Source organism: Amycolatopsis sp. GM8 (assembly GCF_021653975.1).
GTDB lineage: Bacteria > Actinomycetota > Actinomycetes > Mycobacteriales > Pseudonocardiaceae > Amycolatopsis_E.
Map to the genome: position 1 here is coordinate 605,043 of NZ_JAJKFK010000001.1, position 24,945 is coordinate 629,987.

The window sequence follows — 24,945 nt, forward strand, 5'->3', positions numbered from 1 at the left end:
GTGGTTTTATCCGGCTGAATATCGTTCCGCGGCGTCGGCGACCAGCGCGAGCGAGTCGTCCGGGCTGAGCGCCGCGGCACGCAGATGATCGAACATGAGCGAATAGCGCCGGACATCGGGGGGTAGTTCCAGAAAGAAACCACTCGGGGTGCTGTCCACATAGACCACGTCCTGATCGGCCTGCTCGGGAAAACCGAGGATCACGAACGGGCCCTCCATCCCCGGGTGCGCCCCGGCCGTGAATGGCACGACCTGAATCGTCACATGCGGTGACTGCCCGACCTCCAGCAACCGCTTCGTCTGCTTCAGCATGACTTCCGGCCCGCCGACCACCCGGTGCAGCACGGCCTCGTCGATCACCGCCCAGTAGTCGGGCGGGGTCGGGTCCGTCAGCAGTTGCTGGCGCGCGAGCCGAGCGGCAACCCGCTTCTCGGTCTCCGACTCGTCGGAGTCCGGCCGCATCGCGCGGATCACCTCGCGGGCGTACGGCTCCGTCTGCAGCAGGCCGGGCACGAGCAGCGCCTGGAACGCGCGCATCGAGCTGGCGTCGGCCTCGAGGCCGACGAACGTCCCCGTGAAGACTTCCTTGTAGGCATGCCACCAGCCCGGCTTGCGGGCTTCGCGGGCGAGCTGGACCAGCGCCTCACGTTCGTCACCGGTCAGCCCGTAAAGTTCCAGCATGTCCCGGGCGTCACGCGGAGTGACCCCGACATGTCCGGTCTCGATCCGGCTCACCTTGGAGGCGGAACACTCGAGCTTTTCGCCCACCTCGTCGATGGTCAGATCGGCTGCTTCCCGTAACCGACGCAACTCGCTGGCCAGCCGCCTTCGCCGAATGGTGGGCCCCTGACCTCGTTTCACAGTCACACCTCCGCGTTGGTCCGCGCCCATCCGCGGTCGTTTCTCAGCGCTTTACTACATCTAAACAGCCGATTGTCCCAGCAGAAGCGGCGTGACCTACCCGTACGGGTTACTTTCGCCGAATCGGCGTACTGCAAATTGCAGTCTGCGGCAGTAAGGTGGCATCCTGCGTCCGTTTCGGGCGGTCAGCATCGCTGGGACGGGCGAATTCACAGGAGGCGGCGTGCTCCACGGCAACCCACTCACCGGACCACTGCAGACCTCCGTGCACCAGCGCCTGGACGACCTCACGCGCACCGCGGGACTGGTCGACGCCGGCCGGGCGGCCGACCTGGCCCGGCGTGAGATCCCGCTGCTGGTGCAGGCTCTGCGCTCCGTGCTCGCCGCCCACGAACCGGACGAGCACGGGCGATGCCCGGTATGCCGCACCGGGTCCTCGCGGCTGCCGTTCCGCCGGCGCGGCCGGCTGCCCTGCCGCGCGTACCTGGCCGTCCAGCTGCGGCTGGGCACGGTCGAAGCGGCGACGCCGGGACTGCGCCCGCGCCGGCATCGCGCCACCCACCTGCATTCGGTCAGCTAGGCCGGGGCACCCGCAGCAGCCCTTCCTGGACGACGGTCGCGATGAGCGTGCCGTCCGCGGCGAAGAAGCGGCCCGTGGCCAGGGCACGCGCGCCGGACGCCGACGGGGACGCCGAGTCGTAGAGGAACCACTCGTCCGCGCGGAACGGCCGGTGGAACCACAGCGCGTGGTCCAGGCTCGCGCCGCTGACCTCGTCGAGGTCCCAGTAGATCCCGTGCGGCGCCAGCGTCGAGTCGAGCAACGTGATGTCCGAGGCGTAGGTCAGCACGCACACGTGCAGCAGGTCGTCGTCGGGCAGGCGGCCGTCCGCGCGCATCCAGACCTGGTTGCGCGCCGGGGCGCCGCCGTTCCCGCGGGTCGCCCACGGCGGGTCGTTGACGTACCGGACGTCGATCGGGTGCGACCGGTCGCGAGCCCCGGGCAGGTCCGGGAAGTCACGCACGCGCTCGGCGAGCGTCGGCAGCGTGCCGGGCGCGGGCACGTCCGGCATCTCGTCGGCGTGCTCCAGCCCCGGCTCCGGCCGCTGGAACGACGCGGACAGCGCGAAGATCGCCTTCCCGTGCTGGATCCCGACCACGCGGCGGGTGGTGAAGGACCGCCCGTCGCGGATGCGGTCGACCTCGTACACGATGGGGACGCTCGGGTCGCCGGGCCGGATGAAGTACGCGTGCAGCGAGTGGACCTTGCGCTCGTCCTGCACGGTCCGGCCGGCGGCGACGAGCGCCTGACCGGCGACCTGCCCGCCGAACACCCGCACCGGTGAGTCCGCCGGGCTCACGCCGCGGAAGATGTTCTCCTCAACCTGCTCCAGGTCCAGCAGGCGCACGAGCCGGTCGAGCACGGCCTGCCCCGCCGCGGCGTCTTTCGCCAGGTCTGTCATGCGCAAAGGTTAAGCGTGGTCGTCCTCGCCGAGGCGGTGCACCCGGATCAGGTTCGTCGTGCCGACGGTGCCGGGCGGCGAACCGGCGACGATGACCACCAGGTCACCCGGCTGGTACCGCTCCATCTCCAGCATCGCGTGGTCGACCTGCTCGATCATCTTGTCCGTCGAGTCGACCTTCGGCACGATCTGCGTCACCGTGCCCCAGGTCATGGACAGCTGGGCACGCACCTCCTGCTCGGGCGTGAACGCGAGCAGCGGCAGCCGGGTGTGCAGCCGCGCGAGCCGCCGCACGGTGTCGCCGGACTGGGTGAACGCGACCAGCGCCTTGGCGTTGAGCCGTTCCCCGATGTCGCGCGCGGCGTAGGAGATGACGCCCCGCTTGGTCCGCGGCACGTGCGAAAGCGGCGGCACGGTGGGCGAGTCCGTCTCGACGGCCTCGACGATCCGGCCCATGGTGCGCACGGCCTCGATCGGGTACCGGCCGACGCTCGTCTCGCCGGACAGCATCACCGCGTCCGTGCCGTCCAGCACCGCGTTGGCGACGTCGGAGGCCTCGGCGCGGGTCGGCCGGGAGTTGTTGATCATCGATTCGAGCATCTGGGTGGCCACGATGACCGGCTTGGCGTTCTCCCGCGCGATCTGGATCGCGCGCTTCTGCACCAGCGGCACCTGCTCCAGCGGCAGCTCGACGCCCAGGTCACCGCGGGCGACCATGACCCCGTCGAACGCGAGCACGATCGCTTCGAGGTTGTAGACCGCCTCGGGCTTCTCCAGCTTCGCGATCACCGGCAGCCGGCCCTTGCCCATCCGGTCCATCACCTGGTGCACCAGGTCGATGTCGGCGGGCGAGCGCACGAACGACAGCGCGATGAAGTCCACGCCCAGTTCCAGCGCGAACTCCAGGTCCTCGATGTCCTTCTCCGACATCGCCGGCACGGACACGTCCATGCCCGGCAGCGAGACGCCCTTGTTGTTGCTGACGGGGCCGCCCTCGGTGACCTCGCAGACCACGTCCGGGCCTTCGACACCCTTGACGACCAGCCCGATGTTGCCGTCGTCGACGAGCAGCCGGTCGCCCGGCTTGGCGTCCTTGGCCAGGCCCTTGTACGTGGTGGACACCCGGTCATGGGTACCGGCGACGTCCTCGACGGTGATGCGCACGGTGTCGCCCGCGCGCCACTCGACCTTCCCGCCGGCGAACGTGCCGAGCCGGATCTTGGGCCCCTGCAGGTCGCCCATGATGCCGACGGCGCGGCCGGTCGCCGCGGCGGCCTCGCGGACCATGTCGAAGACCTGCTTGTGGTCGCCATGGCTGCCATGGCTGAAGTTCATCCTCGCGACGTCCATTCCGGCGTCGACGAGAGCCCGCACCTTGTCCGCGGTCGCGGTGGCGGGACCAAGCGTACAAACGATCTTCGCGCGTCGGCTCACGTTTCAACAGCGTAGACCCTCGTGGCCGATCCGTCTTTACCGATCCCGAGATCGAGTCAGCGACGGTGCGCCTGTTCGCTCACCCCAACGTGATCGCGGGCCCACTCGTTGAATTCGCGCACCTGCCGCCACGCCTTGCGGACCCGGTCGAGGCACGCGCGTTCATGCAGCGTGTCGTCGGGTTCCCAGGCCCGGACCGCGTAGAGCGAGCGGTGTTTGAGCAGTTCGAGCCGCGGATGGTCGTCGGCGAACCCACGCGGCTTGGTGCGCAGGGTGTCGCCCGAGATCTGCCAGCCGGTCTTGCGGAGTTTCCCGAGAATTCGCGCCAGCACCTCGCCGTGGACGTCGGTGTCCACGGCTTGGCGGAACCGTGCGAGCTGGTCGGACTGGAGATGGAAACAGCCGCCCCCGACACGCAGGCCCTCCGACGACAACTCGACGTAGTATGCGCCGCCGCCACGGCCCTGCTCGATCACCGCGCCGCAGTGCGTCTTGTACGGGCTCTTGTCTTTCGCGAACCGCACGTCGCGGTGCGGGCGGAAGACCTTGCCCTCGCCGAATTCCGGCGCGAACTCCGGCGTCAGCTCGGCGAGCAGCGCCTCCATCGGGGCGCGCACCTGCTCGCGGTAGATCTTCAGGTTGTCTTCCCAGTAGGGCTTCGAATTGTCGGCGAGCAGCCCGTCGTAGAACTCGACGGCATGTTCTCCGAATCCCGCGAACATCACGCCCGTGACCATAACCAGGGTCCCCGACAAGGGGGACCGCCGGTTTGCCAGCCCGCCGCGCCGGGAACGGCTTCGGAGTCCGAAGTGACCAGCGGAGGGAGCACTCGTGAACCTGTTCGACAAAGCCAAGGAAGCCCTCGGCAAGCACCCAGACCAGGCCGACAAGGGTATCGACAAAGCCGCCGACGCGGCCAAGTCGAAGTGGGGCGAGCACGGCGACAAGATCGACCAGGCCGCGGAGAAGGCGAAGGGCTACACCCACCAGCAGGGTGAGCAGCCGCCGCCGGAACCGCCCGCCTGACGCCGGTCGTCCGGGGGCGGCGCCGTGTCGCCGCCCCCGGACGAGCCTCAGCTGCTGACCGCGGTGATCAGCTCACCGTTCGTGGTGTCACCCGACAGCTCCCAGACGAACGCGCCGCCCAGGCCCTGGTCCCGGGCGTAGCCGATCTTCCCGGCGATGGTGCTCGGGGTGTCGTAGCTCCACCATTCGCTGCCACAGAAGGCATACGCCGTGCCGGCCACGGTGCCGTTCGACGGGCAGCGGGACTTGATCAGCTTGTAGTCCTCGATCCCCGCCTCGTACTTGCCCGGCGCCGCCCCGGTGGCACTGCCGCCCGGCGCGGCCTGCGTGACACCGGTCCAGCCGCGGCCGTAGAAACCGATACCCAGCAACATCTTGCTCGGCGGCACGCCCTTCGACTTCAGCTTCTGGATCGCGGCGTCGGCGTAGAACCCGGCGATCGGGATGCCGTCGTAAGAGGTCAATGGCGAGTGTGGCGCCGTCGGCCCGTCCGCGTCGAACGCGCCGAAGTAGTCGTAGGTCATCACGTTGTACCAGTCGACGTACTGCGCCGCGCCGCCGTAGTCGGCCGCGTCGATCTTGCCGCCGGATGTGCCGTCCGCGGTGATCGCCGAGGTCACCAGCTCGCCGCCGAACCTCGACCGCAGCGCGCCCATCAGGTTCTTGTACGCGGCCGCGCCGCTGGTGTCACAGGAGAGCCCGCAGGCGTTCGGGTACTCCCAGTCGATGTCGATCCCGTCGAACACGCCGGCCCAGCGGGGGTCGTGCAGCAGGTTGTAGCAGGAGTCGGCGAACGCGGCCGGGTTCTGCGCGGCCTGCCCGAAGCCGCTGGACCAGGTCCAGCCGCCGAACGAGTAGATGACCTTCAACCCGGGGTGCATCGCCTTCAACCGCTTGAGCTGGCCGAAGTTACCGCGCAACGCGCTGTTGTCCCAGGTGTCGGAGACGCCGTCCACGCTGCTCGCCGCGTCGTAGTACTTGTCATAGGCGGCGTACGTGTCGCCGATCGCGCACTGGCCGTTCGTGACATTCCCGAACGCGTAGTTGATGTGGGTCAGTTTCCCCGCCGAGCCGCTCGTCTCGACGTTCTTCACCTGGTAGTTGCGGTCGTACACGCCCCATTCGGTGAAGTAGCCGACCACTTTCCCGACGGGGGCGGCGGTCGCGGCCGGTGGCGCGAACGTGACGGTCATCAGCACCGCCGCGAGCGCACCCGCCGCGGTGAACAGCTTTCGGTGTCGGAACATGCTTCCTCCCCGAGCCGGACAAGAAGGGACGAAGAGCACGTTAAGTGGACTAGACCATCACATCAATGGTCTAGTCCAGTATTCCCGACGAAAGTAGCAATCCGCTCACGGAGCGTCAGGCAGAGGTGTGAATTCCACACCGGTCGCCTTGGCCCGCCGCTCACCCCAGTCGTAGAGCGCCTGCAGGGCCGGGCCGAGCGCGGCGCCGTCCCCGGTGAGCCGGTACTCCACGCGCGGCGGTCGTTCGTCGAACGTCTCGCGCGTCACCAGGCCATCGGCTTCGAGGTCGCGCAGTTGCTGCGTCAGCATCTTCTCGCTGATCCCCGGCATCCGGCGGCGCAGCTCGCCGTAGCGGTGCACGCCTTCCTTGAGGTGCGCCAGGATCACCGGCTTCCACCGGCCACCCACCACGTCCAGGGTCAGCTCCACCGGGCAGTAGTACCGCCGTGTCACCAGTCCTCCCCTCACCACGCACCCCATGGTGCGTACTTGCCGGCGCCGGGCCAGGAGGTGTTGCCTTGCCCCATGACCGACACACCGCCGAGTCTCTACGAATGGGCCGGTGGCCGGCCCGCGCTCGTGCAGCTCTTCGAAGTGTTCTACGACAAGGTGCTCGCCGACGAGCTCCTCGAACCCGTCTTCCGGGGAATGGACCCCGGGCATCCGCGGCACGTCGCCGACTGGCTCGGCGAGGTGTTCGGCGGGCCCGCCCGCTACAGCGGCGAACGCGGCGGGCACGCGCACATGATCGGCCGGCACCTCGGCCGCGCGATCACCGAAGAACAGCGCCGCCGCTGGGTTTCGCTGCTGATGGACGCCGCCGACGAGGTGAACCTGCCCGCGGACCCGGAGTTCCGCGCCGCGTTCGCCGGTTACCTGGAATGGGGCAGCCGGCTCGCCGTGCTCTTCTCGCGACCGGGCGCGGATCCGAACACGGACGAGCCGATGCCGAAATGGGACTGGCCGATGCCGCCGTGGCAGCCCCAAGAGACTCAGCCGAAGAAGACCTCGGCCTCTTCGTAGCGCTCCTGCGGGACGGTCTTCAGCTCGGCGGTCGCCTCGGCGAGCTTGACGCGCACGATGTCGGTGCCGCGCAGGGCGACCATCACGCCGAAGTCGCCGTCGATGACCGCGTCCACCGCGTGCAGGCCGAACCGGGTCGCGAGCACCCGGTCGTACGCGGTCGGCGTGCCGCCGCGCTGCACGTGCCCGAGCACCACGGCGCGCGACTCCTTGCCGGTGCGCACGGCGATCTCGTCGGCCAGCCAGGTGCCGATGCCGCCGAGCCGGACGTGCCCGAACGCGTCCTTTTCGCCGCTGGTCAGCAGTTCCGCGCCGCCCTCGGGCAGCGCACCCTCGGCGACCACGATGATCGGCGCGTACATCCGCTCGAAGCGGCGCTCCACCCATTCGACGACCTGGTCGACGGAGAACGGCCGCTCCGGCACGAGGATCACGTTCGCGCCGCCGGCCAGACCGGAGTGCAGCGCGATCCAGCCCGCGTGCCGGCCCATCACCTCGACCACGATCGCGCGGTAGTGCGACTCGGCGGTGGTGCGCAGCCGGTCGATGGCCTCGGTGGCGATGTGCACCGCGGTGTCGAAGCCGAACGTGTAGTCGGTCGCGGCGAGGTCGTTGTCGATCGTCTTGGGCACGCCGACCACGCCGATACCGTCGTCGGTCAGCCGCTTCGCCACACCGAGGGTGTCCTCGCCGCCGATCGCGATCAGCGCGTCAATCCGCTGCTCGGCCAGCGTCGCGCGGATCTTCTCGACGCCGCCCTCCTCCTTGTACGGGTTGGTGCGCGAGGAGCCGAGGATCGTGCCGCCGCGGGTGAGGATCTCCTCGACGTCGGCGAGGCCGAGCGGCCTCGACTCCCCGGTCATCGGGCCACGCCAGCCGCTGCGGAAGCCGACGATGTCCCAGCCGTGCACCTCGATCCCCTTGCGGACCACGGCCCTGATCACCGCGTTCAGCCCGGGGCAGTCGCCGCCACCGGTCAGCACCCCCACTCGCATGGGAACCCGCCCTTTCCAGAAAGTTGTTCCTCGTCACAGTCTGTCGAGCGCCAGCGTAGCCGCGCGCGGCCTTGATCGGTCAAGCGGTCAGCGCCTTTGGTAGGGTCGCTTCCGTGCGGCGGTATTTCTGGTTTAGCGGGCCGGCCCTGGGTGGGCCAGCCGGCGAGATCGCCGCGCGCTGAACCTTCCACCCTCGAGCCGGATGACAGACCGGCTCGGGTGAAGACGCGGGCCGGTCGGATGAGGACCAGACCCGCCATGCACATCGCCGCAGGCCCCGCCACAGACCTGGACAACCAGCGCACCGTGGGCATCAGCCCGCTGATCTCCCCCGCCCTGCTCCGGCAGGAGCATCCGATGGACCCGGACGTCGCGAAGACCGTCGCGGCCGGGCGCGACGCGACCATCGACATCCTCGACGGCACCGACGACCGGCTGCTCGTCGTGGTCGGCCCGTGCTCGGTGCACGACCCCGAAGCCGCCGTCGACTACGCGATCCGGCTCGCCGAAAAAGCCGATGCCCTGCGCGACCGGCTGCACGTGATCATGCGCGTGTACTTCGAAAAACCGCGCACCACGCTGGGCTGGAAGGGACTCATCAACGACCCGGCACTCGACGGCAGCTACGCGGTCAACCAGGGCCTGCGGATGGCACGCAAGCTGCTGCTCGACATCTCGAAGCTCGGGCTGCCGGTGGGCTGCGAGTTCCTCGACCCGATCAGCCCGCAGTTCATCGCCGACCTGGTCAGCTGGGGCTCGATCGGCGCGCGGACCACGGCGAGCCAGGTGCACCGGCAGCTGTGCAGCGCGCTGTCGATGCCGGTCGGGATCAAGAACTCCACCGAAGGCGACGTGCAGGTCGCGGTCGACGCCACGCGCGCGGCCGGGGCGAGCCACGTGTTCCCCGGGATCAACACCGACGGCCTCGCCGCGTTGATCACGACGTCGGGCAACCCGGACTGCCACGTCATCCTGCGCGGGCACGCGGGCGGGCCGAACTACGACGCCGGGACCGTGCGGGACACGCTCGCGCGGCTGCGCAAGAGCGAGCTGCCGGAGCGGGTGATCATCGACGCCTCGCACGGCAACAGCGCGAAGGACCACGTCCGGCAGGCGGGCGTCGCACGGGAGCTGGCCGCGCGGATCGGCGACGGCGAACGCGGCATCGTCGGCGTGATGCTCGAGAGCTTCCTCGAAGCCGGGCGGCAGGAGCTGGTGCTGGGCCGCGCCTCGGAGCTGACCTACGGGCAGTCGATCACCGACGCGTGCCTGGACTGGACCACCACGGCGGATCTGCTGGACGGGCTCGCGGACGCCGTCGCTCAGCGCCGCTGAGCCTCGATCACGCGCCAGCGTTCGAGGTTGTGGCGGGCGTCGGCGAGGGCGTCGTGCGCGTCGGTGGGGGGCGCGGGCAGCTTCGGCTTGCCCGCGTCCTCCCAGCGCTGGCGCAGATCACGGGTGAAGCGCGGCAGTTGCCGTGGCAGCGCGGGCATCGGGCCCCACAGCTGCGCGAGCGCGACATGGTCGTAGGCGGCGTACCAGGCCCACAACTCGATCCCGCCGGGCGGCTTGCCGAAGAAGTCGAGGAGGTCGGTGCGGATCTGCTCGCGGCCGCGCCACGCCGAGTCGGCGGGTGAGGGCAGCTTCGGCAGGACGTTGTCGCGCACCCACGGCCCGGCCTTGCCGGGGTCGAAATCGGTGGAGACCGCGTAGAACTCCCGGCCCTTCTCGTCCACGACACCGATCGACACAAGATCGATCGTCACGCCGTCCTCGATGAATTCGGTGTCGTAGAAGAATCGCACCGGAGCACTTTAGGCGACTAGCCCGCCTTGGTCTCCGGGACCCGGTCGACCTCGGTGGCCTGGGCCGGCACATCCGCGCGGACGCCCGCGGCTTCGGCCGCCAGCAGCTCCTTCGCGCGCGCCGCGTAGATGTCGACGTACTCCTTGCCCGACAGCTCCATCAGCGCGTACATGATCTCGTCGGTGATCGACCGTTCCACGAACCGGTCGCCCGAGAGGCCTTCGTAGCGGGAGAAGTCCAGCGGCGCCCCGAAGCGGATCTCGAGCCGCTTCGGCCACCACATCTTGGAGCCGATCGGGTTGACCTTGTCGGTGCCGATCATCGCGACCGGGATCACCGGCACCCGGGCCTCCAGCGCGATCCGGGCGACGCCGGTCTTGCCCTTGTGCAGCCTGCCGTCGGGCGAGCGGGTGCCCTCCGGGTAGATGCCCAGCAGATGCCCTTCGCGCAGCAGCCGGATCGCGGTGTCCAGCGCGGCCTGCGCGGCGGTGCCGCTCGAGCGGTCGATGGGGATCTGGCCGGCGCCGGTGAAGAACCACTTCTTCAGCCGGCCCTTGACACCCTTTTCGGTGAAGTACTCCGACTTCGCGGGGAACGTGACCCGCCGCGGCACGCGCAACGGCATGAAGAACGAGTCGGCCACCGCGAGGTGGTTGCTGGCGAGGATGGCGCCGCCGTGGCCGGGGATGTGCTCGGTGCCGCTGACCTTCGTCGGCCACAGCAGTCGCAACATCGGTCCGAGCAGCACCCATTTGAGCAACCGGTACAGCACGAAGACCTGCCCCTCTAACCTGCCCGACCAGCCTGCCCCCCAGGGTACGAACAGTGAGCACCTGAGCACAACGCCCGGCTTGCCCGGTGCGCGCGATCTCACAGGCCCGCCGGGCATATCGCCAACTCCTCGCGCGTGCGACGATGGGTCGGGTCAGGTCGTGAGGGAAGGGGCGGTGACCATGCCCGTGCTCGCCGGTGCGGAACCGTTCTCGCACACCGGATCGCTGGAAGCCGGCGTGCTGCTGTGCCATGGCTTCACCAGCACCCCGCAGAGCATGCGGCCGTGGGGCGAGTACCTGGCCGAGCGCGACTACACCGTCCGCTGCCCGCGCCTGCCCGGCCACGGCACGACGTGGCAGGAGCTCAACCGCACCAGCTGGCCGGACTGGTACGGCTGTGTGCGCACGGAACTGCTCGCGCTGCGGGAACAATGCGAGTCGGTCTTCGTGTTCGGACTGTCCATGGGCGGCACCCTCACACTGCGGCTGGCGCAGGACTTCGGCGAGCAGATCAAGGGCCTGGTGCTGGTCAACCCGTCGGTGACCACGTTGCGGCGCGACGCCAAGCTGCTGCCGGTGCTGGCGCGGGTGCTGCCGTCGGTGGCCGCGATCGGCAGCGACATCGCCAAGCCCGGCGCGACGGAGCTGGCGTACTCGCGCACCCCGGTGCGGGCGACCGCGAGCCTCGCGCAGCTGTGGCGTCTCGTGCGCGCCGACCTGGCGAAGGTCACGCAGCCGTTGCTGCTGTTCCGCTCGCGCACCGACCACGTGGTGGAACCTGTCAACGCCCGGATCGTCCTTGATGGCGTGCGCAGTGAAAATGCCACCGAAGTGGTGCTGGAGAACAGCTTCCACGTGGCTACGCTCGACAATGACGCTCCGCTGATCTTCGAGCGCAGCGTGCAGTTCGCACAGGAGCAGGTGGGATCCCGATGAGCTCGCACGGCACCGACCCGGAGGACGTGGACGCCACTTTCGCGGCGATCGTCGCCGACCTGCGCGCGGAGGGGGTCGGCGAGTTCGTCGACGAGCCCGCCGAGCCCCGGACCGACAAGATCGACAAGATCGAGAACACGGACAAGGCGCCGCCCGCGGCGCCGGAGCCGGCCGACCCGCCGTGGCGGGGCGGGGGCACGACGTGGGACGACACGGTGCTCGGGGACGACCCGTCCGACGACGAGCACTACATCCCGCCCGAGCCGCCGCCACTGCCCAAGCCCGGCAAGGGCGCCTTCATCGTGCTGCTGTTCTTCCTCGTGGGCCTGTTCCTGTTGATCGCGCCCGGCCTGATCGGGATCAGCTCGTCGCTTGGAACGCCGCTGGGCATCCTGTCGCTGGCCACGGCGATCGCGCTGCTGTTGTTGCGGGTCAAGCAGGGTCCGCCGGACGGTGCCGACCCGAGCAACGGCGCCCAGGTCTGACCGGTCAGGCGGGGTCGTCGTAGCGCAGTCCCCGACGCCGCGACTCTTCGATCCACGTCATGGTGCCGGCCTCGATGTCGCGCACGGCGCCGGAGACCGCCGGGTGCACGGTGGCCAACTCGGCCAAAGCGGCCACGAGGTGTTGTTCGGCCTGGTGGAACCAGGACACGGAGGCGTCGATGGCCTCCTGCCGGCCGCCGGGGGTGCCGCGCCGGACGACCTGGTCCACGGTGGTCCAGTCGTCGACGTTGGCTCGCCCGGCGTCGATCAGGGCCAGGTCCAGCGCGATCCCCCAGCATGTTCCCAGGTGCCGCTCGATGGTCCGGCAGGTGCCGGTGCGCATCGCGGCGAGCAGCTCACCGGCCAGCTCCGGCCTGACATAACCGATGAAAGTGACCATGGCGGGCGCGGCCACGTTGGCGTGGCGCAGGTCCACGTACCGTTCAGGGCCGAGCGGCTCCCGGTTGATCTGGATGGTGCGCAGGACGCGGGTGGCGTCGATGAAGGTCCAGAGGCTGTAGAAGCAAGCCAGCCGTTTGACCTGGTCGGTCCGGCCGGTGGGGTAGATCAATGAACAGTAGCCGGCGCCGGTGTCGGGATAGGTGCCGCGCACGGTGTCGTATCTGGTGCGTGCGATGGGATGGAGCACGTCCTCGCAGAATGCCTTGCAGTGGGCGTAGATCTCAGCGTGGGCGGGATGGCGCCCGGGGGACGGGAACCTGCTGCGCAGGATCGGCACCTGATATCCGGTCATCGTGGTGCCACGGTACGGCGCCTTGCCGGGCAGGCGACCGGGGACGACTTCCACGGTGGACGTGCTTTCCCTAGTCTGCTGGGCATGCCCAGAGTCGTGATCGCGCCGGACAAGTTCAAGGGAAGCCTCCCCGCGAAGGAGGTCGCGGACGCGATCGCGGCAGGTCTGCACCGGGTGAACCCGGACGTCGAGACGCTGGAGTGCCCCATCGCGGACGGCGGGGACGGCACGGTCGCGGCTGCCGTCGCCGCGGGGTTCGAGTACGTGCCGGCCGAGGCGACCGGGCCCACCGGGGAGCGCGTGCGGACGGGGTACGCGCGCAAGGACGGTACGGCTGTCGTCGAGCTGGCAGCGGTGTCCGGGTTGGCCATGATGTCCGAACTGGCGCCGCTGACCGCGAACACGCTCGGCGTCGGTGAGCTGATCGCGCGGGCGCTCGACGACGGCTGCACGCGTGTCGTGCTCGGGCTCGGCGGCAGTGCGAGCACCGACGGTGGCGCCGGGCTGATCCGCGGCATGGGCGCCCGGCTGCTGGACGCGAGCGGTGCCGAGATCCCGTTGGGCGGCAAGGCTTTGCTCGACCTGGCCCGGGTCGACGTGAGCGCGTTGCGGCGCGCGGAGATCGTCGTCGCGAGCGATGTCGACAACCCGCTGCTGGGCGAGCACGGCGCGGCGGCGGTCTACGGCCCGCAGAAGGGTGCGAGTCCCTCCGACGTGGCGCTGCTGGACCGGGCGCTGTCGCATTTCGCCAAGATCGTCGGCACCGAACTGGTCGACGCGCCGGGTGCCGGGGCCGCGGGGGGCACCGGGTTCGCGGCGCTCGCCGTCCTCGGTGCGACGTTCCGGCCCGGCATCGACGTCGTGCTGGAGATGACCGGGTTCGCGGACAAGCTGCCGGGCGCGGATCTGGTGATCACCGGGGAAGGCTCGTTCGACGAGCAGACGCTGCGGGGCAAGGGACCGGCCGGGATCGCCACGCGGGCACCGGGAATCCCGGTGGTCGCGATGGCGGGCCGGATCGCGCTGAGCCGGGAAACCCTGAAGCAGCACGGTTTCTCGGCCGGCTATGGGCTGACCGACATCGAGTCCGATGTGGACCGTTGCATGACGGACACGGCGGCGCTGCTGGAGCAACTGGCGGCGAAGGTCGCCGCGGATTGGCTGTAGCGGTCGCATGGGCAGGGCGGCTGAGGTGTATCGGCGGTTCGGTGAGGTCGACGCGGCCGGGACATCGCTGCTGTACGAACGCATCGCGGTCGCGCTGAGTGAGTCCGACGAGGCGCTGCGCGCCATCGAGAAAGCGCGGGCGCGCAAGCGACAGCCCGCGCTGATCCTCGCCGCATTGCACGACCTCGCCCTCGCCGGTCGTGCCCCGGCGCTTGCCGCGGCCTATGCCGCCGCGGACGGTGACGCCGCCGCGAACGCGGCCATCGACACGCTGCTGACCATGACCGACTCGGTCGTGGCCATCGCCGCCCGCCGGCGGCCGCGCACCGGCGAGACCAGCCGCGGCGCCGTGCTGTACCCGGCCATCGCCGAGGCGGCGCACCGGGCAGGCGCGAAGGCGGTCGGGCTGATCGACGTGGGCTGTTCGGCCGGCCTCAACCTCGGCGTCGACCGCGTCGGCGTCACCTACAGCAACGGACAGACGCTGGGCGACCCGTCATCTCGTGTACAACTCACGGCTTCGATCGTGGGCGACCGGCCCCTCCCGGAGCGGGCGATACCCGAGGTCGTCGCGAGGATCGGTGTCGATACCGATCCGGTCGACGTCACCGACGCCGACGAAGCCCGGTGGCTGCGCGCCTGCGTGTGGCCGGATCAGCCGGAGCAGGCCGCGAGACTCGAAGCCGAGCTGGCGTTGGCGGCGACAGCGCCTCCGCTGCTGCTGTCCGGTGACGCCGTCGAGGTGCTGCCCGACGCGATCGCCCAGGTGCCCGCGGATGCGCTGCCTGTCATCACCACGACGTGGGCGCTGTCGCGCTTCACTCTCGAAAGCCGCCTGCGCTTCCTGCAACGCCTCGACGAAGCGGCGACCGGCCGGGCGGTGGCGTGGGTTTCGGCGGAGGGGGTCGGGGTCGCGCCGGGGATACCGACGTTCGGCGATCGCCGCGCCTCCGGCCACAGCATCATCGGCCTGGCGGCGTTCGAGCATTCGACCTTGCGCGCGGAGGCCGTGGGCCGCTGCTGGTCGCGGGGCCGCTTGCTGGCGTGGCTGGCGGACTAGCCGAAGAGCCTCTTCCATTCCTCAATGGACTTCGGGCGGTAGACGAAGTTGTCGCGCCGCACGGAAGACAGCGCGGCCGAGGACTCGGGCGAGTACTGGTGCCCGGGAAAGACCACGGGATCGCCGGGAAGATCAGCCAGGGCGCGCAGGCTGTGGTACATCGCTTCCGCGTCACCGCCGGGGAAATCGGTACGGCCACAGCCTTCGAGGAACAGCGTGTCCCCGGCGACCAGCCGGCCGTCGAGCAGGAAGCACTGGCTGCCCGGGGTGTGGCCGGGCGTGTGCAGCAGCCGGATCGGGATCTCGCCGACCTGCACGACGTCGTCGTGGTCGTGGCTCGTCAGGTCGGTCGCGGACACACCGGTGACCTGCCGCACCCACTCGGCCTCGGCCCGGTTGACGTGCACCGGCACGGGCTCGCGGGCGAGCAGCTCCGCGAGCCCGGCCAGGGTGAAGCCCATCATGCTGCCACCGACGTGGTCGGGGTGGTGGTGCGTGGCGAGCACCCCGGTCAGCCGCATGTCGTCGGCCGCGAGCACGTCCAGCAGGTCACCCACCGCATACGCCGGGTCGACCACCACCGCCTCGCGCGTCTCCCGATCGCCGATCAGGTAAGCGAAGTTGACCATCTGGGTGGCGATCGCGTCACCGACGGCGAAGTCACGACCGGACAGCAGCTGACGGAAGTACAGGCGGTCTTGCATACCCAAACATTAACTGAACGGGGTCTTCGGCCGTTCCTGCTTCACGCCATCGACGAACACGTCCACCTTCTCGTCGTAGAAGCAGACCAGGCCCTGCACCTTCTGGCTCTCCGGCAGCGTCGTCCGGTAGTACCAGACGACGTCGTTGTGCAGCTGGTCCCCGACGCGCAGCGAGTAGTACTCCGCCTCGCCCTTGTACGGGCAGCGGGTGATCGTGTCGCTCGGCTCGATCAGGTCCAGCCGCAGGTCGGTCTTGGGCAGGTAGTAGCGCGTCGGCAAGCCGGTCTCGAACAGCAGGCGCGGGTTGCGCGATTCGGCGACCGTCACGCCGTCGATCTCGATGCGCACGTGCCGCGAGCTGGCCAGGATGTCGACCCGTTTGTGCGGGTCACGAGGGTGGACGAAGATCTCCTCGTCCTCCTCGAACCAGTTGTCCATCGCGGCGAAGTCCAGCCGCACGTGGCCCTTCAGCTCGTCGATCGGCGAGTCCTCGTACTCGTAGGCCGCGTCCACGGCCTCGCGCTCGCCGACCCGGACGGTCGAGAGCTTCGCGTCGCCACGGCTCGGGGAATGGTAGGTGTTCGCGGACGGCTCGAGCACGCCCGCGACGAAGTCCGTACGCGGAATATAGTAGGCCGGGTAGTACGGGACCTCCCAGACCAGCAGTGGCCGGATGGTGTCGGCGATGACCTTGCCACCGAAGACCACCCGCACCCGCTTGGCACCGTGTTCGGTCCGCACGCGGCCGCGACTGTCATTGCCCATGGTGACTGCAACCACAGTGCCGGCGGGGTTATTTCGCCGACCGAGGCTCAAAGATCGTAAGAGCGCAGCCACAGTTCGAGGGTGAGTACGAGCCACAGCTTCCCGCCCTGGCGTGGCAGCACTGCGCCCTCGCCGCGCAGCCACGAGCGGATCGTGGCGGGACGGAACAGGCCGCGGTCGCGGGCTTCGCGGCCGAGCAGGAGGTCGTGCCCCAGGTCGCGCAGGGGCCCGCGCAGCCATCGCTGGACGGGCACCCGCATGCCACTCTTCGGCCGGTCGACGATGGTCGCCGGGAGGAGGTCCCGCACCGCTTGCTTGAGCACCCACTTCTCCACCGTGCCGGTCAGCTTGTGGCGTGGCGGCACGCGGAACGCCTGGTCGATCACCTGCCGGTCGAACAGCGGCGCGCGGCCCTCGACGCCCGCCGACGCGGTCAGGCGCTCCACCTTGGTCAGGATGTGGTGCGCGCCCTTGGTACGCAGGTTGGTGTGCAGCAGCTGGTTGAGCAGCGTGCTCATCCGGTCCGGCCGCAGGTACGGCTCCAAAAGACGCTCCAGTGCCGGCGCGGATTCCAGCTCCGCCAAGGCTTTCGTGGTCAGCAGCCGGGGCAGGTCGGCGTAGCACTTGCGATAGGACTCGAGGTAGGCGGTCGCTCGGGCGGTGGGTGACGGATCGTCGCGAGCCAGCTCGAACACGAGCATCGGAAGGTTCTTCGGCCCGCCGAACACCGGGTCGCCGCCCTCGCCGTTGAGCACCACCCGATGTCCGTCGGCGGCGACGGCCTCGGCGAGCAGCAGGTTCGGCACGGTCAGCGGGTCACCCACCGGCGAGTCCAGCAGCGCGACCGTGCCGGCGAGCCGATTCGCGACCGCCTCGGGCGCCACCGTCAGCACCCGGTGCCGGGTGCCGCAGTGCGCCGCGACCAGACCGGAGTAGCCGAGCTCGTTGGGCGCGTCGTCGCCGAAGCTGATCGAATACGTCGAAACGGGATGGTCGCTGAACTTCGCCGCGAGCGCGGTGACCAGGCTGCTGTCGATCCCGCCGGACAGCAGGACGGCGACCGGTTCGGCGACCGGCAACCTCCGGACCGTCGCCGCCTCCAGGTGCTCACGCAGCGCTTGCGCATGCCCGTCGCCGTCGAGGCTCTCGTCGAGTTCTTCCGCGGGTTCCCAGAAGACCTCCTCCGCGACCGAGCCGTCGGCGCGCAGCCGCACACACCGCCCGGCGAGCACCTCGGATACCCCGCGCAGCAACGTTTCTTCGCCGGGCAGGTAGGCGAAGGTGAGGAAGGACCGGACGGCGGGAAGGTTCAGCCCGGTGCCGAGCGTGGGCCAGCGGCGCAACGCGCGCAGCGAACTCGATGCGGCCCAACGGTTTCCGGCGCGCGCGTAGAACAGCGTGCGGCCACCGGCGTGGTCGCGGATCAGCAGCAGCTCGTCGCGTTCGGCGATGACGAGCGCGAACATGCCCTCCGCGGCGGCGATCCCGGCCAGCCCGAACCTGGCGTAGGACCGCAGGAGCAGTTCGCCGTCGGTGCACTCGGGGGGCGCGCCGAGCCGCGCGCGCAGCTGGGCCGCGTTGTGCAGGGTGATCTCGCCGACGGCGGTCAGCCCGGCGAACCGGTACGGCCCGGCCGCTTTCCCCGGCATCGCGTCGAGGAGGCCGATCGACGTGCCCGCCGTCGTTTCGACCGGGCGGGCGCCCATCGCGACGAGCTGGTCGGCCGGGCCATCGCCGTGGCACACACAGAACCGTGGCAAAACTGGCTCCCCTTAACCGAAGTGGTCGTCGTCGCTGTCGGTTTCCCAGGACACCCCGCTGCCGCCGTCACCCGAGGACTGCGAGGCACTCGCCTGTGCCTGCTGGCGCAGCTGCTCCTCCTCTTCCGGCGACATGAACGCGGGCGGCAGCTCGATCGCGGCGATCGTGGCGCCGATGCCCACCGCGGCGAGGATCGCGCCGACCCGGCCGCCGAAGGAGGTGCGGTTGGTGGTGAGCACGTTGTCGCTCCACGCGGTGCGGCCGAAGCCGAGGTCCTTGCCGTAGCGGACCGAGCCGTCCGCGGTGGTGCGCTTGATCATTCGCCGCCCGAGCGGCTCGTCGGTGCCCGTGCCGCCCTGATCGTCGCGCCAGTGCACCCGGCCGGACGCGTCACGGGTGCGCCACTCGTGGCGCCCGTCGGAGTAGCGCCGGTGCACCGTGCCGTCGGCGAGCAGCTCGTCGGTGTAGGTGATCTCCTGGCGGGGTCGCAACGTGAAACCTCCGGCTATCTTCTGGGCCAGGTAAGGAAACCAAGGCTGCGCGCCCGCCGCAGGCCGTTCCACTGTGGACGGTCGGCGGGCACGTCGCGCACCAGCCGGTGGGTGAACCGCAGCAGCATCGCCGGGTTGACCGAGGCGACTTCGGCGAACCGGCCCTCCGGGCCGCGTCCGCGCACCAGGTGCATCGCCGCCGCCTGCCGGGGACGCAACCCGAGCGGCAGCACCCGCACCCGCGGTGGCGCGGTGATCGTCCGGCCGAGCGCGAGCGCCTCGGGACTCGCGTCGTGCAGGTAGTAGATCGTTCCGTCCACAGTGGACATCATCGCGGTCAGCCGCGGGTCAAGTGGCAGCTCGTCCAGGCCGAACACCGGGCAGGCCGACTCCATCGGCATCCCGTTCGCCCGGAGCATGCCCGCGATCTCCTGCCGCTGGCAGACCAGCACGCGCGGCAGGCCGTAGTGGAACAGGTCCGGCTCTGCCGTGTGCCGGCCCGCGGGCGCGCGACGCGGTGCCAACTCGGCCTCGCTGAGCAGGCCGGGGACGGCGCCGAACCGGTCCAGCGCGGCGCGGAACGCGGGATAGCCGACGGCCGGCGCCACCGTGAACCGCGGACGTTTCGGGATCCAGTCGGCGGGCCGCAGCACCCGGCACAGCTCGTAGTACAGCTGCCGCTCGGTGAACCGGATCCCGCCGGGCTCGCCGGCACGGGCGACCGCGACGGCGAGCGCGCGGTCGATCAACACCCTCCTGGTGCCGCTCATGCCGCCGGCCAAGTCAGGAAGCCGAGCGCGCGGTCGATCAACGCCCTCCTGGTGCCGTTCATGCGGCCGGCCAGGTCAGGAAGCCCAGCTGCTCCGCCTTGCGTTCGGCCCGGGTCAGCCGGTCCGCGGCGCGGTTCACCATGGCGATGAGGCGGGCCGGCGGCACCGCGGCGACAGGTGCCCAGTAGCCGTCGCCGAGCCAAGTCTGTTCGGACTGGTGCAGGTCGTAGTGGGACAGGCCGGTGACCCGGCCGCGTTCCTTGGTCCGCAACTTGACGATTCCCTTGGCCCGCATGGCGTTCCGGGGCCGCAGCCCGGCGACGGCGACCGGTCGTCCACCCAGCTCCATCAGCGCGCGGTCGGCGAACCGGATGCCCGTGGGGTTCGCGTCGTGCACGATCACGACCGGGATGTCCGGCGGCAGCGCTTCGACCGAACCCGCGGTGATCATGTTCCGCGCTTCCAGCACCCCGTTGGCGGCGAGACAGGCCACCACGCTCTCGTCCGCGCACAGCAACGCCAGCTCGGCGCGCTGGGGCCGGGGTATCGCGACCCGTTGCTCGTGGACCAGCAGTCCCGGCGGCAGCCCGGCGTACACCCGCTGCCATTTCCGGCCGACCTCCTCGCGGAACGTCTCCTTGGACATCGGGATGACCGTCTCACCGCGATGCAGCAGCTGCCGCGCGATCACGTAGATCCCGAGCGCGACGAGGACGGCGAGCACGCCGTAGAGAATCCGCGGGTCGATATGTGCCACGACGGTCAGGATCACCGACGCCACGCCCGCGACCACGAGCAGGCAGCCGCACCCGCTGACACTGCTTTCCGGTGACTCCAGTGCCTTCCGGGACGCGGAGTACCAGAGCTGGGTGGTGGTGTAGCGCGCCTTGCCGCCGTCGCTGAGCTTGCCGGCGAGCTTGCGCAGGCGGATGTCGTGCAGGCGCAGCTTGTTCGTCTTCGGGTCGAAGACGAACTGCTTCCGGCAGTACTTGCAGTAGGACCCTCCGCGCTCGCGGCCGAGCAGGTTCTTGCCGCAGTGCGGGCAGATCATCGCGTCTCCAACCGCATGGCCATCCGACGCAGCAGCGTCGCCGTCCGTTCCCGCCAGGTGGTGCCACCCGGCGCGGCGCCGAGCCGGCCCAGCCCTTCGGCGAGCGCCTCGTCACCGCGAGCCCGCGCGTCCTCGGCGGTGATCGCGTAGTCGTCGTGGTCGATGCCGAACCCGGTGTTCGCGGTGAGGATCTGCAGCGGCCGGCCGGCCCGGTTGGCGAAGGAATGGGGCATCAGCTCGGGAATCCGGAGCATCTCGCCCGGGCCCAGCCGGAGCGTGACGGCCCTGTTGACCGAGGCGTCGTACAGCGCGCATTCAGCGTGGCCCAGGCTGAGCACGAAATGCTCGCCGCCGTGCGCGTGCGGGGTGAACGCGCTGTGCGGGGCGACGATCCCCAGTTTGTAGGTGGCGTTGCTGGGCCGTTCCGGTGACGTCTTCGCGTCGCCGATGAAGTACCGAGCGAACTGGCCGTCGTCGATGAACCGCAGGAACTCCGCGTCCGGCCCCAGTTTTCGCGCGCCCGCCCGGTCGGTCAGCGTGACCTCGCCGTCCGGGGCGAACGAGTACAGCTCGACGCCGGCCGGCATGAGCCCGGACCGCATGCCTTCTCCCCTCGACACCCGCGAATCGTAGATCAGGTTCGGGTTCTCGCGGGGCGCTTCCGGGCAACGGTTTCGCGCAGCTCACGTTGGTTTTTCCCTCACCCCGTGATGATCAGCCACGCCTCGCCGCGCGCGCCCGGCTCGTAGACCGAGTCGAGCCGTTTCGCCAGGATGCCGGTGAGTCCGTTGTCCAGCGCCGCTTCGAGCACGTCAGCGCCGCCGCCGGTGTAATGCTGCGGGACGCGCCAGCTGTCACCTTCGAGGCCGAGCTTGCGCAGCCGCTGCCGCCGGCGCGTGTACGGCTGGTCGAGCTGGGACTTGCCGTCCAGGTGCAGGAGGTCGAACGGCAGGTACAGCACGGGAACCGAGGCCAGCAGCCGCTTGGCCTGGCGGTGATCCGCCCCGGCCCGGCGGGCCAGCGCGGCGGCGCTCGGTTTGCCGCCCTCGAGCGCGATCAGGTTGCCGTCGAGCAGGACCTCGGTGGTGCCGAGCTGCTCGCCGAGTTCCTTCAGCTCGGGATACTTCGCGGTGATCTCGTCGCCTTCCGCGTCCCGGATCTCGACCCGGCCGCCTTCCACGCGCACCTGCGCGCGGGCGCCGTCCCAGAGGAACTCGTACGCCCAGCCGGCATCGTCCTCGGGGAGTTTTCCCTTGCGTGGCAGCATCGGCTGGACGAACTTGGGGAGTTCGGCGAACCCGCGCCGCTGCGGCGGGTCCAGTCGCCGCACGATCCAGTCGCGCTCGTCACGGCCGGAATGCCGGTTCACGAACAGGTATTTGCCGCGCACGCGGGAGCCGTGCAGGACGACCTCGACCTTGTGGTCACCCCAGTGCAGCGTCTCGTAGTGGCCGCGGTCCCAGATCTTCATGACGCCGCCGCCGTACTCGCCCGCCGGGATCTCGCCTTCGAACGTCGCGTACTCCAGCGGATGGTCCTCGGTGTGCACGGCGAGCCGGTTGGTCTCCGGCAACGGCGGCAGGCCCTTGGGCACGGCCCACGACACGAGCACGCCGTCGCGCTCGAACCGCACGTCCCAGTGCAACTGGCGGGCGTGGTGCTCCTGGATGACGAACGTGTCGTCGTTCCCGCGCGGCAACGAGTCGTCGGCAGGCACCGGCTCCGGGGTCCGTTCCGGATCCCGTTTCCGCCGGTACTCGCCGAGATCGGGCACGGACGCAGGGTACAGGCCGGGGCCGGCGCTACGTCGTAACCGAGTCGGTGGCGCTCAGTGTCCGGCGCGCTCCCGCACGACGAGTCCCTCGTCGGAACCGGAGTCGACGACACAGAGCGGCACCCCGGCGCGGGTCCGGAGGTAGAGCCGGTCGTTGAGGAACGCTTTCTTCTCCGACACCGCGATGTCCGTCCACCGGTGTGCGCGGGTGCCGTCGGGACCGGTGAACACGAGGCCGCCCTCGTACGCGTGCAGCCGCCGCAGCAGGTGCTCGCGGCTGTTGGCGCGCCGGAACATCACGGCGGGCAGGACCACCGCCGCCACGACGAGGATCCCGCCGAGGACCTGGACGACCGGACTGCCACCGGCAATGGCCAGCCCGATGCCGGGCAGCACCAGGACGAGCCCGACGAGGGTGGCCAGGCAACCGGTGCGGTCGCTGGTGAACGTCCCGAAGGCGAGGAACCCGCCGAACCGGTACTGGGCTGCTACCCGGTCGGCTTCCACCCGGGCAGCCTGTTCGGCGTCCCGCCAACGCGCCCTCTCGGCCACCGGCCCTCCCGTTCGTCCGGGCCAGTATCACGGAGCGAACGGAATCGATCAACGAGCGATTCGGCGCCGAGCCACGTTCGGCACCCGCCTCGGAACGCGACTTCGCGTCAGCCCGGCGGCTCCACTATTCCGGAGATCGCGCTCAGCGGCGGATTCTCCTTGCGCTGCCGCGAAAGCTACTCGTCGAGCCAGCCGTGCTGGTTGACCAAGTCGAGGACGGTCTTGCGTACGCGCACAACCTGTTCGGCGGTCAGGGTCGGCACGCCGGTCAGCAGGGACTCGGTGAGCTCCTCGCGGAAGTCCAGCCCCATCGGCAGGTAATCGTCGTCGCCACCGGATCGGCCGGCGTTGCGCACGATCCGCACATTGGACGCCTTGGGTCCGCGCTCACCATCCTCCATAGTGAACTCGACGATCGCGCCGGGCGCGACCAGTCTCTTGTCCACGTCGAGGTCATTGACATGGACGAAGACATCTTCGCCACCATCGTCGGGAGCTACGAAACCGTACCCGCGCATTTCGTCGAAACGAACGACTTTACCCGTGACCACCAGTGAACCCCGCATTACATGAAGAGCCGAGAGCCGGCCCACGCGATATCGCGTCAAGGTACCGCCTCCCCCGCTCCGGGCACAACGGCGGGTCCTGGCTACCGCACGGGTGGCAGGTACGCGGCGTCGGGGAACATCGTCAGCGCCCGCAACGCGGTGCCCAGCTCCGCGATGTCGGCCGGGTCGGTCAGCGAACGGCCCAGCTCGTCGGTGATGCGTTTCAGCCGGTGCCGCACCGTGTTCGGATGGCAGTACACCCGTTCCGCGATCGCCTTGGTCGAACCGCGGCAGTCGAACCACGCGCGCAACGTCATCAGCAGCACCGCGCGTTCCTCCGCGGGCAGGTCCAGCACGGGCCGCAACACCTGGTGCGCCAGCTGAACCGAAGCCGCGGGATCGCTCGCGACGAGCCCCGCCAGCGGTGACTCGGTGAACTGCACGATGCCCGACGTGCCGGCCATCAGGCTCGACAGCGCGACCCGCGCCAGGTGCAGGGCGCGCGGGGTGTTGCCGAGGCCCGTGAACACCGGGCTCACCCCGACCCGTCCGGTCGCGTTCTCCTTGAGCAGCCCCAGAATCGGGTCCGCGGCAGGCGACTCGCGCAGGGACACCACACCGACCCGCAGGTCGGGCGTGAGCCGCCACGCCGACGCGTGCCGGCGCTCGCGGAGGAGATTTTCCATACGGGGCAACGGTTCCTGGCCCAGGCCTGGGGTCTCCGCCGCCACCACGAGGTAGGTGCCGTCGAGGGACAGGTCGAGCATCCGGGCGATGTCCCACAACGTGCTCTCGGTGAACGTGCCGCCGGTGAACAGCGCTTCCACCAGCGCGAGCCGCTTCTCGTGCCGGGTGCGGGTGATCTCGGCGAGGGTCTCCCGGTATGCCTCGGTGAGGGTCTCGGTGTAGTCGTCGATCAGTGTCCACAGTGCACGGGTCGCCGCGATCAGATCGGCCGGATCGGACCTGGTCAGCTCGACGAACCGCTGCCACACCTCGCTGAACCCGATCCGGAACGCGCGCAGCAGCTCCGGCAGCGGTGCGCCCTGCCTGGCCCGTTCCACCCCGGTCGCGGCCGCCTGCGAGAGATCCGGCGTGCCGGGTTCCTCGAGCGCCCGCAAAAGGAAACGCAGATTCGTGTCGCAGGAGGAGCGCAGCTTTTCGTGCGACACGAACCGGCCTTCGCGGTAGATCGGCATTTCCGCGACGATCTGGGTGAAGGTGTCCTCGACCAATTCCGGCAGCCGGGCCCGCGCGGCCACCGCGAGCCGCGCCACCGCCGGCTCCGCGCCCGTGTACCGCATGCGTCATCACCGTCGCTTCCGGGGCTCTTCGTCGTGCCCCTCGGAGACGGAATCTAACCCGAAAGACCCCATGTTGGCGCGGTGACAACACGGGGCGCCGCAATCGCGGAGTGCGGGCGGTCCCTTCCGCCGCAGATGATGAACAACGGGTCAACAACCGGGCGGCGCGGCGGGCCCAACGGAGCACCCACCGGGCGC

Annotated in this window: 29 protein-coding genes; 8 read left to right on the top strand and 21 right to left on the bottom strand. The window is 70.0% G+C overall.

Features of this window, described 5'->3' with window-relative positions; genetic code table 11:
• Positions 1–6: 6 nt before the first annotated feature.
• On the bottom strand, positions 7–861 hold the full coding sequence (locus tag LOZ83_RS02910) for a helix-turn-helix transcriptional regulator (protein ID WP_236788498.1): 855 nt from the start codon (positions 859–861) through the stop codon (positions 7–9).
• A gap of 223 nt (positions 862–1,084) precedes the next feature.
• Here LOZ83_RS02910 and LOZ83_RS02915 point away from each other — a divergent pair, with 223 nt between their 5' ends.
• Positions 1,085–1,441 carry a hypothetical protein gene (locus LOZ83_RS02915; RefSeq protein WP_236788500.1) on the top strand — a complete coding sequence of 119 codons (357 nt, stop codon included), beginning with the start codon at positions 1,085–1,087 and terminating at the stop codon, positions 1,439–1,441.
• Here the strand turns inward: LOZ83_RS02915 and LOZ83_RS02920 are convergent.
• The 3 genes from LOZ83_RS02920 to LOZ83_RS02930 are packed head-to-tail and all read right to left on the bottom strand — an operon-like array spanning position 1,434 to position 4,480.
• Positions 1,434–2,321 carry an acyl-CoA thioesterase II gene (locus LOZ83_RS02920; protein ID WP_236788502.1) on the bottom strand — a complete coding sequence of 296 codons (888 nt, stop codon included), beginning with the start codon at positions 2,319–2,321 and terminating at the stop codon, positions 1,434–1,436. The genes LOZ83_RS02915 and LOZ83_RS02920 overlap by 8 nt on opposite strands.
• 9 nt (positions 2,322–2,330) lie before the next feature.
• Complete coding sequence (gene pyk / locus LOZ83_RS02925) at positions 2,331–3,755, bottom strand: pyruvate kinase (protein ID WP_236788511.1); 1,425 nt, start codon at positions 3,753–3,755, stop codon at positions 2,331–2,333.
• Positions 3,756–3,811: 56 nt separating this feature from the next.
• Positions 3,812–4,480, bottom strand: a complete 669-nt coding sequence (locus LOZ83_RS02930) for a DUF2461 domain-containing protein (RefSeq protein WP_236788513.1) — start codon at positions 4,478–4,480, stop codon at positions 3,812–3,814.
• Between the two features lie 106 nt (positions 4,481–4,586).
• Here LOZ83_RS02930 and LOZ83_RS02935 point away from each other — a divergent pair, with 106 nt between their 5' ends.
• Positions 4,587–4,781: an antitoxin gene (locus LOZ83_RS02935; RefSeq protein WP_236788515.1), complete on the top strand. Its 195-nt coding sequence runs from the start codon at positions 4,587–4,589 to the stop codon at positions 4,779–4,781.
• Positions 4,782–4,828: 47 nt separating this feature from the next.
• On the opposite strand, the gene LOZ83_RS02940 is transcribed toward LOZ83_RS02935, so the two are convergent.
• Together LOZ83_RS02940 and LOZ83_RS02945 are read right to left on the bottom strand one after the other, a co-directional pair.
• The gene (locus LOZ83_RS02940) at positions 4,829–6,028 is read right to left on the bottom strand and encodes a glycoside hydrolase family 18 protein (RefSeq protein ID WP_236788517.1); all 1,200 of its coding nucleotides are present in this window, start codon (positions 6,026–6,028) and stop codon (positions 4,829–4,831) included.
• 105 nt (positions 6,029–6,133) lie between these two features.
• Positions 6,134–6,481 carry a helix-turn-helix domain-containing protein gene (locus LOZ83_RS02945; protein ID WP_236788519.1) on the bottom strand — a complete coding sequence of 116 codons (348 nt, stop codon included), beginning with the start codon at positions 6,479–6,481 and terminating at the stop codon, positions 6,134–6,136.
• A gap of 72 nt (positions 6,482–6,553) precedes the next feature.
• Between LOZ83_RS02945 and LOZ83_RS02950 the strand changes: the two genes are divergently transcribed.
• A complete protein-coding gene (locus LOZ83_RS02950; RefSeq protein WP_236788521.1) occupies positions 6,554–7,051 on the top strand; it encodes a group II truncated hemoglobin in 498 nt (165 codons plus the stop codon).
• On the opposite strand, the gene LOZ83_RS02955 is transcribed toward LOZ83_RS02950, so the two are convergent.
• On the bottom strand, positions 7,021–8,046 hold the full coding sequence (locus LOZ83_RS02955; RefSeq protein ID WP_236788523.1) for a 6-phosphofructokinase: 1,026 nt from the start codon (positions 8,044–8,046) through the stop codon (positions 7,021–7,023). The two genes, LOZ83_RS02950 and LOZ83_RS02955, sit on opposite strands and share 31 nt — an antisense overlap.
• Before the next feature lie 258 nt (positions 8,047–8,304).
• Between LOZ83_RS02955 and LOZ83_RS02960 the strand changes: the two genes are divergently transcribed.
• Entirely contained in the window at positions 8,305–9,381 is a 1,077-nt protein-coding gene (locus LOZ83_RS02960) for a 3-deoxy-7-phosphoheptulonate synthase (protein ID WP_236788525.1), read from the top strand.
• On the opposite strand, the gene LOZ83_RS02965 is transcribed toward LOZ83_RS02960, so the two are convergent.
• Together LOZ83_RS02965 and LOZ83_RS02970 are read right to left on the bottom strand one after the other, a co-directional pair.
• Positions 9,369–9,851, bottom strand: a complete 483-nt coding sequence (locus LOZ83_RS02965; protein ID WP_236788528.1) for a polyadenylate-specific 3'-exoribonuclease AS — start codon at positions 9,849–9,851, stop codon at positions 9,369–9,371. The two genes, LOZ83_RS02960 and LOZ83_RS02965, sit on opposite strands and share 13 nt — an antisense overlap.
• Before the next feature lie 17 nt (positions 9,852–9,868).
• The gene (locus tag LOZ83_RS02970) at positions 9,869–10,624 is read right to left on the bottom strand and encodes a 1-acyl-sn-glycerol-3-phosphate acyltransferase (protein ID WP_236788529.1); all 756 of its coding nucleotides are present in this window, start codon (positions 10,622–10,624) and stop codon (positions 9,869–9,871) included.
• Positions 10,625–10,805: 181 nt separating this feature from the next.
• On the opposite strand from LOZ83_RS02970, the gene LOZ83_RS02975 reads away from it, so the two are divergent.
• Both LOZ83_RS02975 and LOZ83_RS02980 read left to right on the top strand, forming a co-directional pair.
• Positions 10,806–11,561, top strand: a complete 756-nt coding sequence (locus LOZ83_RS02975; RefSeq protein WP_236789416.1) for a carboxylesterase — start codon at positions 10,806–10,808, stop codon at positions 11,559–11,561.
• Complete coding sequence (locus LOZ83_RS02980; protein ID WP_236788530.1) at positions 11,558–12,046, top strand: hypothetical protein; 489 nt, start codon at positions 11,558–11,560, stop codon at positions 12,044–12,046. The genes LOZ83_RS02975 and LOZ83_RS02980 overlap by 4 nt, the downstream gene beginning before the upstream one ends.
• Before the next feature lie 4 nt (positions 12,047–12,050).
• On the opposite strand, the gene LOZ83_RS02985 is transcribed toward LOZ83_RS02980, so the two are convergent.
• Complete coding sequence (locus LOZ83_RS02985) at positions 12,051–12,854, bottom strand: hypothetical protein (protein WP_236788531.1); 804 nt, start codon at positions 12,852–12,854, stop codon at positions 12,051–12,053.
• Between the two features lie 30 nt (positions 12,855–12,884).
• Between LOZ83_RS02985 and LOZ83_RS02990 the strand changes: the two genes are divergently transcribed.
• A complete protein-coding gene (locus LOZ83_RS02990) occupies positions 12,885–13,967 on the top strand; it encodes a glycerate kinase (protein ID WP_236788532.1) in 1,083 nt (360 codons plus the stop codon).
• Between the two features lie 7 nt (positions 13,968–13,974).
• A complete protein-coding gene (locus tag LOZ83_RS02995; RefSeq protein WP_236788533.1) occupies positions 13,975–15,027 on the top strand; it encodes a DUF2332 domain-containing protein in 1,053 nt (350 codons plus the stop codon).
• On the opposite strand, the gene LOZ83_RS03000 is transcribed toward LOZ83_RS02995, so the two are convergent.
• The 11 genes from LOZ83_RS03000 to LOZ83_RS03050 form a co-directional block, all read right to left on the bottom strand.
• Entirely contained in the window at positions 15,024–15,731 is a 708-nt protein-coding gene (locus LOZ83_RS03000; RefSeq protein ID WP_236788535.1) for an MBL fold metallo-hydrolase, read from the bottom strand. The two genes, LOZ83_RS02995 and LOZ83_RS03000, sit on opposite strands and share 4 nt — an antisense overlap.
• Positions 15,732–15,740: 9 nt before the next feature.
• Positions 15,741–16,496, bottom strand: a complete 756-nt coding sequence (locus LOZ83_RS03005) for a DUF427 domain-containing protein (protein WP_236788537.1) — start codon at positions 16,494–16,496, stop codon at positions 15,741–15,743.
• A 47-nt stretch (positions 16,497–16,543) separates the two neighbouring features.
• Complete coding sequence (locus tag LOZ83_RS03010) at positions 16,544–18,256, bottom strand: asparagine synthetase B (RefSeq protein ID WP_236788540.1); 1,713 nt, start codon at positions 18,254–18,256, stop codon at positions 16,544–16,546.
• A 12-nt stretch (positions 18,257–18,268) separates the two neighbouring features.
• A complete protein-coding gene (locus tag LOZ83_RS03015) occupies positions 18,269–18,748 on the bottom strand; it encodes a hypothetical protein (RefSeq protein WP_236788542.1) in 480 nt (159 codons plus the stop codon).
• Positions 18,749–18,762: 14 nt separating this feature from the next.
• Positions 18,763–19,518 carry a hypothetical protein gene (locus LOZ83_RS03020; RefSeq protein ID WP_236788544.1) on the bottom strand — a complete coding sequence of 252 codons (756 nt, stop codon included), beginning with the start codon at positions 19,516–19,518 and terminating at the stop codon, positions 18,763–18,765.
• A gap of 58 nt (positions 19,519–19,576) precedes the next feature.
• Entirely contained in the window at positions 19,577–20,569 is a 993-nt protein-coding gene (locus LOZ83_RS03025) for a hypothetical protein (protein WP_236788545.1), read from the bottom strand.
• Positions 20,566–21,171 (bottom strand): cupin domain-containing protein, encoded by a 606-nt coding sequence (locus tag LOZ83_RS03030; protein ID WP_236788547.1) that lies wholly within the window; start codon positions 21,169–21,171, stop codon positions 20,566–20,568. Before LOZ83_RS03030 ends, LOZ83_RS03025 begins: the two co-directional genes overlap by 4 nt.
• 98 nt (positions 21,172–21,269) lie before the next feature.
• Positions 21,270–22,343: a DNA polymerase ligase N-terminal domain-containing protein gene (locus LOZ83_RS03035; protein WP_236788549.1), complete on the bottom strand. Its 1,074-nt coding sequence runs from the start codon at positions 22,341–22,343 to the stop codon at positions 21,270–21,272.
• A gap of 54 nt (positions 22,344–22,397) precedes the next feature.
• Positions 22,398–22,895 (bottom strand): hypothetical protein, encoded by a 498-nt coding sequence (locus LOZ83_RS03040; protein WP_236788551.1) that lies wholly within the window; start codon positions 22,893–22,895, stop codon positions 22,398–22,400.
• Positions 22,896–23,071: 176 nt separating this feature from the next.
• Positions 23,072–23,461 carry a cold-shock protein gene (locus LOZ83_RS03045; protein ID WP_255823236.1) on the bottom strand — a complete coding sequence of 130 codons (390 nt, stop codon included), beginning with the start codon at positions 23,459–23,461 and terminating at the stop codon, positions 23,072–23,074.
• 83 nt (positions 23,462–23,544) lie between these two features.
• Entirely contained in the window at positions 23,545–24,747 is a 1,203-nt protein-coding gene (locus tag LOZ83_RS03050; RefSeq protein ID WP_236788553.1) for a CdaR family transcriptional regulator, read from the bottom strand.
• Positions 24,748–24,945: the final 198 nt, after the last annotated feature.